Source organism: Streptomyces muensis, assembly GCF_021474425.1.
In the GTDB taxonomy this organism is placed as follows: Bacteria; Actinomycetota; Actinomycetes; order Streptomycetales; family Streptomycetaceae; genus Streptomyces; species Streptomyces muensis.
The window spans coordinates 1-6,708 of sequence record NZ_JAKEIP010000355.1 but is presented as its reverse complement, the minus strand read 5'-3'; the positions used below and the strand labels follow the sequence as shown (position 1 = coordinate 6,708).

Annotated in this window: 3 protein-coding genes; 2 read left to right on the top strand and 1 reads right to left on the bottom strand. The window is 75.1% G+C overall.

Annotation, left to right across the window (positions count from 1 at the left end):
* The first annotated feature begins 227 nt into the window (after positions 1-227).
* Together L0P92_RS40605 and L0P92_RS40600 are read left to right on the top strand one after the other, a co-directional pair.
* Positions 228-3,665 carry a serine protease gene (locus L0P92_RS40605; RefSeq protein WP_237696658.1) on the top strand — a complete coding sequence of 1,146 codons (3,438 nt, stop codon included), beginning with the start codon at positions 228-230 and terminating at the stop codon, positions 3,663-3,665.
* A 134-nt stretch (positions 3,666-3,799) separates the two neighbouring features.
* A complete protein-coding gene (locus L0P92_RS40600; protein ID WP_234768156.1) occupies positions 3,800-4,747 on the top strand; it encodes a bifunctional riboflavin kinase/FAD synthetase in 948 nt (315 codons plus the stop codon).
* Between the two features lie 66 nt (positions 4,748-4,813).
* On the opposite strand, the gene L0P92_RS40595 is transcribed toward L0P92_RS40600, so the two are convergent.
* The coding region (locus L0P92_RS40595) for a MinD/ParA family ATP-binding protein (RefSeq protein ID WP_234768155.1) at positions 4,814-6,708 on the bottom strand (1,895 nt) is incomplete at its 5' end.

The following is a 6,708-nucleotide window of genomic DNA, read 5'->3' as shown; positions in this document are numbered from 1 at the left end:
GCTCTCAGGGGGGCGCCGGTGCGCGGCTCTGGGATCTCGGGGAGGCTTCGGGGCCCTGGGCCGGCGCGGAATTCCCCTGCGGGAGTGAGACGAGCGGCCCAGACGCCCACTCGGGTCGATCCCGGTCTCACGACGACGCCCGGACCAGGCATCGGGACGGTGAGCCTGCGGAAGGGGCCGGCACCGCTGACGGCAGTCGCGGTGGGGACGGCCCGGACGGCGAAGGCCTGGGGGGCCGTGTCCTGGACGCGGACCTGGTGCGCATTCATGACCTGGCAGGCCGGCCCCGTGGGCTCGGGTTCGTGGGCGACCATCGCGGCACGGTCGTCACCAGCCATGAGGTCGTCGACGGGCCGGCCCGGCTGGTCCTGCGTGCTGCCGATGGGGAACGTTGCTGTGTGGTGGACGCGGCCGAGGTGACCCCGTTGCCGGAGCTGGGCCTGGCTCTCGTACCGACTCAGGGGCTGGGCGTGGGCCCGTTGCCGGTGACTGGTCGGGAGCGGGTCGGGATCGGGGCGTATGTGCGGATCGCGGCCGGGGGATGGCGGGAGGCGCGGGTGCTGGGCGCGGTGTCGGCGACGTACTCCTCGACGGACCGCCGCCATCTTCTCGACGGTGCCCTGGAGTTGGCCATCGGCACGGCGGGCCGGGACGCGCTGCGCACAGGCGGCGGCGGGGTGGCCGGAGGGCCTGTGCTCGATGCCCGCACCGGCACTGTCGTGGGCGTGCTCGGCACGGCCCTGCGGTCCGGTCAGCGCGATGCCGTTCTCGCCGTCCCGCTCCACTCACGCTCCGGTGGCCCGCTGGCCGCGCTGCTCGCCGAGAACGCGGCGACGGTGCCGGCGTACGGAGCCGACCTCAACCTGGCGGGCGTACTGCAGCTGACGGCCACGTCGGTCGGGCAGGACGGTCCGCCGGCCGACGCCGGGGGAGTGGTGGCGCCGGTCGAACGGGCCTCCACGGCACGGGAGTTCAGCGCCTTCACCGCGAGCGGCGCCCGCGTGCTCGGCCTCGTCGGGCGCCCCGGCAGCGGCCGTACGACGGAACTCGCGGCCCTCGCAGCCCGCCGCCACCGCGGCCCGGAGGCGGCCCCCACGCTGTGGCTGCGCGGCGCCGACCTGAAGGGCGACGACACCTCGGTGGCGGACGCCGCGCGCCGGGCCCTGGCCCGGGCGGCCCGCATCGTGGCGGCGTCGGCGTCGGTCGACCCCGCCGCCCTGGGCGACACGACACCGGAACGACTGGCCGACTTCTCCCGCGCCGCCGGCCGCCCTCTTCTGCTCCTCCTGGACGGCCCGGAGGAGATGCCGCCCGTCCTGGCCCACCGGCTCACGGAGTGGACCGAGGGCACGGAGGAGTGGCTGCGGGTGACGGGGGCGCGGCTGGTGGTGGCGTGCCGGGCGGAGTACTGGGAGGGAGCCGGCGCCGAGTTTCCGCAGGAGCTGCTGTACCGCCCCGCGGAGCGGACGTCCGGACCGTTCCCGCCCTGCGTGCCGCTCGACGACCTCACCCCCGCCGAGGCCCGGCAGGCCCGCGCCCGCTACGGCATCCCCGAAGGCGCCCTCACCGGCCCCGACGCCCGCCACCCGCTCACCCTGCGCCTCCTCTCCGACGTACGCGCCGCCCTCCCCGACGCCCCGACCGCTCCGGTCGACCGCGACGACGTCCTCTCCGCCCACCTCGACCTCATGTGCCTGCGCATCGCCGTCCGCCTCGCCGTCGAGAACGGCCTGCGCGGCACCGCCGTACGCCGGCTCGCCGCCAAGGTCTCCGGCCAGGTCCACGAGGCCGCCCGGCGCAGCCTCGGCCCGGGCCAGGGGGAGCTGGACCGGACGTCGTTCGAGGCGGTGTTCCCGTGGGGCCAGGCGCCCGCGCGGCTCGGCGGCGGCACCGGCTGGGCCTCCGCCGTCCTCGCCGAAGGCCTCCTCGTCCCCGCGGGCCACGGCTACCGATTCGCCCACGAGGAGCTCGCCGACTGGATCCAGGGCATGCACCTCGATCTGGACGAAGCCCTGCACGCCCTGGTGCACCGCCGTCGCACCGACCCCGACGCCGAGCACCCCCTCCCCGTCCCGCACCACCGCATCGGCCCCGTCGTCCAGGCGCTCCTGCTGCTCCCACGCCACCACGGACCCCGTCAACTCGCCCTGCGGCTGATGGAGTTGATGAGCGCGCTGGAGGCCGATCGCACCTCCTGGTGGGCCGCCCGGCTCCTCGCCGAGACCCTGCTGCGCGTCCCCGACGCGACGCCGTACCTGGACGTACTGCGCCTGCTCACCGACCGGATCGTGGCCTGGCGGCGCCACCGGCGCGCCGCCCCTCGCGAGTTCGACCCCGGCTTCTGGACCGCGCTGCCGCTCCCGGACGGCGAGCGTCTCGACCTGCTCCGCCGTCTCGTCCGCACCGCCGGCCCGCCGGCCGAGACACCCGACGCCGGGGAGCCCCGCCATCCCCGCCACCCCCGGTACCTGGACGCCGTGGCCACGCTCCTCGCCGCCGACCCCACCGCCGTACAACGCCACCTCACCCGCTGGTTCGACGACGACCGGCCGCTGCCCGCCACCCCGCACGCCACCGTCGCCCACGCCGCCCAGGCACTGCTCCACACACACCGCCACGGCGCCCTCGACGACCTCACCGAGGCCCTCGTCGACAGCGCGCACCGCAGGGCCGACGAACTCCTCGCCGTACTGGCCGAGGAGGAGACGTCCGCGATCTGCCGGGCCGTCGACCGCTGGGCGCACGACGAACGGCCCGGGCGACGCGTCGCGGCGGTGGCGTACGGCGTGCGCGCCGCGCCCCATGTCCGCACCGAGGCCGACCGCGAGCTGCTGCGCCACGCCGCCCTCGCCCTGCTCGCCCGCCCCGACGACTGCACCCTGCACGGCGGCGCGCTCGCCGTCCTCGTCCGGGACCCGCACACCCGCACCCGCCATCTCCCGCAGGCGCTGGCGCACTTCGCGGCCGACGACCCCCAGTTCCCGCCCAGCGCCCTGGTCGTCGCCCTGGCCACCCACCCCGACCAGGTCCTCGAAGCCTTCCGGGCCCGCCTCGGCCGACCGGACGCCGCAGCGGCGCTGCACACCCTCGCCGACGTCACCACGCCCGGCCTCGCGCGCAGGATCGCCGCCGTGGTGCGCGGAGCGGTGGAGCGGCGCCCCGAGACCGCAGCGGACGTCGCCGCGTACGTCGACGAGCGCCTCGACCAGGGCCCGAGCGCCCGCGCCGTCCTCCTGCCGCTGGTCACCGCGCTGCTGGAGAGCGGCCCGGAACCGGTGCGGGCCGCCCTCGCCGTCGTACTCGCCGATCCCGGCACGCCCGACTCCCGCGCCCTGCGTCGCGAGCTGCTGGACTTCCTCCTCGCCCGCGAACACGCGCCCGCCGTGCTCGACGCCTTCCTGCACGCCACCGTCCGGCGCCGCGGCGACCAGCCGGACGACGGTCTGCGCGACCTCGTCCACCACACCGGCCTGCTGCTCGTCCGCACACCGGACGGCGCGGCCCGCTTCGACCGCGGCCTGGTCGACCTCGGCCGCCACGTCCCCGGCTTCGCCGCACGGGTCGCCGGCTGGCTGACCGACACCCCTCAGGAGTGGACGGCCGTGGTCGGCCCGAGCACCCGCCGGATGATCGAGAACCTGTCCGGCGTCCGAGTCCCTGCATGAGCGGCGCGTCCGCACGTGCACCCCGTCACAGCACCCATGCCGATGCGGGCCGTGAGCGCCCGGCATGGCACCCTTAGACCTGCGTAAGAGCGTACGAGCAAACACGGACACGGGTTCGACGAGGAGCGGTCACAGTGCAGCGCTGGCGTGGCTTGGAGGACATCCCCCAGGACTGGGGGCGCAGCGTCGTCACCATCGGTTCCTACGACGGGGTCCACCGCGGGCACCAGCTGATCATCCGGCATGCCGTGGACCGCGCCCAGGAGCTGGGCGTTCCCGCCGTCGTCGTCACCTTCGACCCGCACCCCAGCGAGGTCGTCCGCCCCGGCAGCCACCCGCCCCTGCTCGCCCCGCACCACCGCCGCGCCGACCTCATGGCCGAGCTCGGCGTGGACGCGGTGCTGATCCTCCCCTTCACCACCGAGTTCTCGAAGCTGTCGCCGGCCGACTTCGTCGTCAAGGTCCTGGTCGACAAGCTGCACGCCAAGGCCGTCGTCGAGGGCCCGAACTTCCGCTTCGGCCACCGGGCGGCGGGGAACGTCGAGTTCCTCGCCGAACAGGGCAAGACCTACGACTACGAGGTCGAGGTCGTCGACCTGTACGTGACCGGTGACGCGGGCGGCGGCGAGCCGTTCTCCTCCACCCTGACCCGGCGCCTGGTCGCCGAGGGCGACGTCGAGGGCGCCGCCGAGATCCTGGGCCGACCGCACCGCGTCGAGGGCGTCGTCGTGCGCGGGGCCCAGCGGGGCCGGGAGCTCGGCTTCCCGACCGCCAACGTCGAGACCCTCCCGCACACCGCCATCCCCGCCGACGGCGTCTACGCCGGCTGGCTGCACGCCCAGGGCGAGGCGATGCCGGCCGCGATCTCCGTCGGCACCAACCCGCAGTTCGACGGCACGGAGCGCACCGTCGAGGCGTACGCGATCGACCGGGTCGGCCTGGACCTGTACGGCCTGCACGTCGCCGTCGACTTCCTCGCCTTCGTCCGCGGCCAGGCGAAGTTCGAGTCGCTCGACGCCCTGCTGGAGCAGATGGCCGAGGACGTCAAGCGCTGCCGGGAGCTGATCGCGGCCGCCGAGTAGTCAGTCCTACGACGCCGAAGGGCGGCCGGTGCCTCGATGGCACCGGCCGCCTTCGTGGTTCGGGCGCTACTGCTGCGTCCAGCCGGGCGGTACGGAACCCTGCTGGGGCGGCTGACCCTGCTGCGGGTCCTGGGGCGGCGGCGCCTGCTGCTGCCAGCCCTGACCCGGCGCGGGCTGCTGCGGGGCCTGCTGCCCCCAGCCCTGGCCCGGCTGCGGGGCGCCGCCCTGCTGGGGGTAGGGCTGCTGGGGCTGCTGCTGCGGGGCCGGGTAGCCCTGCTGCTCCGGGTAGCCCTGCTGCGGCTGCTGCTGGTACTGCATGTTCGGGTTGCCGAAGCCCTGCTGGGTGCGCGCGATGTCCTCGGCGATGACCGAGGCGAGGTCGAAGTACGCCTCGCGCGTCTTCGGACGCATCATGTCGAGGTCCACCTCGGCGCCCGCCGCGAGGTGCTCGTCGAAGGGGATCACGACGACACCGCGGCAACGAGTCTCGAAGTGCGCGACGATGTCCTCCACCTTGATCATCTTGCCCGTCTCACGGACACCGGAGATCACGGTGATCGACCGCTGGACGAGATCGGCGAACCCGTTCGCCGACAGCCAGTCCAGTGTCGTCGAGGCGCTGCTCGCACCGTCGACCGAGGGCGTGGAGATGATGATCAACTGGTGGGCGAGGTCCAGCACTCCGCGCATCGCGCTGTAGAGCAGGCCGGTGCCCGAGTCCGTGAGGATGATCGGGTACTGCTTGCCGAGCACGTCGAGCGCGCTGCGGTAGTCCTGGTCGTTGAAGGTGGTGGAGACCGCCGGGTCCACGTCGTTGGCGATGATCTCCAGGCCGGAGGGCGCCTGCGAGGTGAAGCGGCGGATGTCCATGTAGCTGTTGAGCTGCGGGATCGCCTGCACCAGGTCACGGATGGTGGCGCCGGTCTCGCGCCGCACCCGGCGGCCGAGGGTGCCCGCGTCCGGGTTGGCGTCGATCGCGAGGATCTTGTCCTGCCGCTCGCTGGCGAGCGTGGCGCCGAGCGCCATCGTCGTCGTGGTCTTGCCGACGCCGCCCTTGAGGCTGATGACCGCGATCCGGTAGCAGGACATCACCGGCGTACGGATCAGACCCAGCTTCCGCTCCCGCTCCGCGGCCTCCTTCTTGGCGCCGAGCTTGAACCGGGACGGGGCCTGGTTGTTCTTGCGGGCCTTGGGCTGGTTGCGCAGCAGCCGGTCGGAGGACAGCTCCACGGCGGCGTTGTAGCCGAGCGGAGTACCGGGCGCCGCTTGCTGCTGCTGGGGTGCGCCGGGGCCGGCCTGAGGGCCGGGCGGGGCGCTCCAGCCCTGGTTGCCCTGGCCCTGGTTGCCGTAGGCGGCGGGCGGGACCCCCGGGTTCTGCTGGGGGGCCTGCTGCGACGCCTGCGGCTGGGGCTGGGCCGGGGGCTGCTGTTGGGGCGCGGGCTGCTGCTGAGCCTGCTGCTGGGGGTAGCCGTAGCCGCCCTGCTGGGGCGGGTAGCCATAGCCGGGCTGCGCGGGCTGTTGCGGCGGCTGCGGGTAGCCGTAGCCCTCGGCCTGGGGCTGGCCCGGCTGGGGCTGCCCGGGGTGCGGCTGGGGCTGCGGCTGCTGCTGAGCGGGCTGCGGCTGGCCGGGGTGCGGTGCCTGGGGCGGGTAGCCGTATCCGTCGGCCTGGGGCTGCGGCTGGGGCTGGCCCGGGTGCTGCGGCTGCTGCGGGTAGCCGTACCCGGCGGCCTGCGGCTGTCCGGGCTGGTGCGCCTGGCGCGGGTCGGCGGGCGCGGGCTGACCGGCCTGCGCCGGGTACCCGGGCTGCGGCTGGGCGGGGCCGAACGCGCCCTGCGCCGGGGCCTGTTGGGCGGGCTGACCGGGGTGCGGCTGGGCCGGGGCCTGGGGGTAGCCGTAACCGGGGGCCTGGCCCGCGGCGGCCTGCGCGTCCGGCTGCCCGGCCTGCTGCGGAGCTCCTTGGG